Genomic DNA, 1660 nt, shown 5'->3' with positions numbered 1-1660 from the left:
CATGGAAGATCCCTTTCAGGACGGCAGCGGTTCGAACCGCAGCGCCTGCATCTCGTGGACGAGCGCGGCCAGCAGCTGCGGCTCGCTCTGGCGGATGAAGAAATGCCCGCCGTCGAGCCAGGTCAGCGAGAACAGCGTGCGGGCCTCGCGGCGCCAGGCAGCGAGGCGCGACGCGTCGATGTCGTCCTGGCGGCCGCCGAAGGCGTGGATCGGCATGTCGAGCGGCCCGCTCCTCACGTCCGGAACGCTCGCGCAGACGCGGTAGTCGGCGCGCAGGGCATCGAGCGTGATGTGCAGCATCTCGGGGCTTGCGAACACCTCCTCCGGCGTGCCGCCCTGGCGGCGCAGGTCGGCGATCAGCTGCGCGTCGGTGTCCTTGTTGGCGAAGCGCTGCGGGTCACGCTGCGACGGGGCCGGGCAGCCGCTGACGAACAGCGCCGCCGGGGCCGGCAGCCCGCGTTCGCGCAGGCGCTGCGCGATGCCCCAGGCCAGCAGGCCACCCATGCTGTGGCCGAACAGCATGAAGCTGCTGGCCGTCGTCATCGCGGCCGACTGCTCGTCGCACAGGCCCGCCACCAACGCGGCGAACGATTCGACGAACGGCTCGCCCAGGCGGCTGCCGCGACCGGGCAGCTCGACCGGCACGACCTGCACCCACGGCGGCAGCGAACGCCGCCAGCGCAGGTACATCGTCGCGCTGGCGCCGGCGCACGGCAGGCACAGCAGGCGGACGCCGGCGTGCATCAGCGCGGCGCCGCGGCCTGCTCGTCCATCCAGCGGCGCAGCGACAGCGGTCGCATGTCGGTCCACGCCGCATCGACGAACGCGAGCACCGTCTTCTTGTCACCGCTGGCGCCGGGCACCGCGGTCCAGCCGGGTGGCACGGCCTTCCAGTGCGGCCAGATGGAATATTGATCCTCGTGGTTGACGAGGACGATGAAGGTTTCGTCGTCGCGGTCGAAGCAGCTGGTGGACATGGCAAGGCCCGTGGTTCGYGCAGTGATGCGCCTTGCCTTCCATGACGAGCCGGCCGCGGCTTTGTTCAGCGCCGCGTGGCGATCGGGTCAGTGCGGGAGCCCGTCGTCGTCGTGCGCCGGCGGCACGAGCCCGCTCAGCAGCCACAGCCGCGAGGCCTGCGCGTGCGCGGTGCGGTGCCGCGGGTCGGCCTCGAGCCAGCGCGCGAGCGCCTCGTGGTCGGCTTCGCTCAGCGGCTGCTCGTGCGCCTTCATCACCCACTCCCAGGCGGACTGCATGGCGAGCGCCTGCGCGGGGTCTTCACGGTCCTGATCGGGGTTCATCGGCGGGCGGCGCGCGCGGGCGCGCACGGGGCTGGCAGTGGAAACCGCCGATTCTAGGAGGCCGTCATTCCGCCTCGAGCAGGTGCCGGCAGTGCGCCAGGGCCTGGACCGCATCGCGGATCATCGTGTTGACCAGCGCCGCCGACACGCCCAGCCGCTCGCCGATCGCGCGCTGCGTCATGCCGCCCATGCGGTACAGCTCGAAGGCCTGGCGCGTGCGCGACGGCAGGCGGCCGAGCGCCTCGTCGACGATCACCAGGTTCTGCCGGCTGATCGCGTACTGCTCCGGCGTGCCCTGCGGCGCCGCGACGTGCTCGCCGCTCTCGGCGTCGGCGAACACGCCGGCCTCGAGCATCATGCGG

At 72.2% G+C, this 1660-nt stretch carries 4 protein-coding genes; all 4 read right to left on the bottom strand.

The annotated features are described in order from the left end of the window. Positions 1-15: 15 nt before the first annotated feature. Complete coding sequence (locus AC1D15_RS30985) at positions 16-744, bottom strand: thioesterase II family protein (protein ID WP_477829052.1); 729 nt, start codon at positions 742-744, stop codon at positions 16-18. Next, on the bottom strand, positions 744-977 hold the full coding sequence (locus tag AC1D15_RS30980) for an MbtH family protein (RefSeq protein WP_047507974.1): 234 nt from the start codon (positions 975-977) through the stop codon (positions 744-746). Before AC1D15_RS30980 ends, AC1D15_RS30985 begins: the two co-directional genes overlap by 1 nt. Before the next feature lie 87 nt (positions 978-1064). Continuing rightward, positions 1065-1298, bottom strand: a complete 234-nt coding sequence (locus tag AC1D15_RS30975; protein ID WP_047507972.1) for a FecR/PupR family sigma factor regulator — start codon at positions 1296-1298, stop codon at positions 1065-1067. 64 nt (positions 1299-1362) lie between these two features. Further along, on the bottom strand, positions 1363-1660 hold a 298-nt coding region (locus AC1D15_RS30970), incomplete at its 5' end, for a sigma factor-like helix-turn-helix DNA-binding protein (protein ID WP_477829051.1).

The sequence above is a fragment of the Rhizobacter sp. P2_H2 genome, from assembly GCF_056403375.1.
The sequence above is the reverse complement of the archived record's forward strand: the minus strand, read 5'-3'. Positions and strand labels throughout refer to the sequence as shown.